Below are 559 nucleotides of genomic sequence, written 5' to 3'. Positions count from 1 at the left end.
ATCGGAATATTGAAAGCTGTCGAGGCAGGTAGGCTGGTCAAAGACGTTTGCCGTGAGCATAGTGTTTCTGAAGCCACCTACTATCAATGGAAATCCAAGTATGGCGGCATGGAAGCGGCTGACATAAAACGCCTCAAAGACCTCGAAGAAGAAAACCGTAAGCTCAAAATGATGGTCGCTGATCTCTCGCTGGAGAACCATGCGTTCAAAGAGGTGATCGGTTTAAAGCGCTGACCCCGGGCCAGAAGCGTGACTTCGTCAAACAGCTGCAGGAGGTTGGCCTCAGCCAGCGTCAGGCTTGCAAAGCAATGCAACTCTCACGTTCAAGCATGAACTATCAACAGAAGCTGACACCGGACGATGACATCATTGCGGTTTTGCAGGAATTGGCAGAACGATTTCCGGAACGGGGATTTGGTAAATACTTTCAGTTAATAAGACGACGCGGCCATGTCTGGAATCATAAGCGGGTCTATCGCGTCTATTGTGGACTCAAGATGAACCGGCGACGCATTGGTAAAAAGCGACTTCCAAGCAGAGACCCGCAGCCATTGGCAGT

Annotated in this window: 1 pseudogene; it reads left to right on the top strand. The window is 50.1% G+C overall.

Features of this window, described 5'->3' with window-relative positions:
- Positions 1 to 559 (top strand): annotated as a pseudogene (locus EYB48_RS19335) (transposase); the annotation flags it as partial.

Origin of the sequence: Cognatundibacterium crateris, assembly GCF_010078235.1 — a bacterium.
Classification (GTDB): Bacteria; Pseudomonadota; Gammaproteobacteria; order Burkholderiales; family Burkholderiaceae_D; genus Undibacterium; species Undibacterium crateris.
The sequence above is the reverse complement of the archived record's forward strand: the minus strand, read 5'-3'. Positions and strand labels throughout refer to the sequence as shown.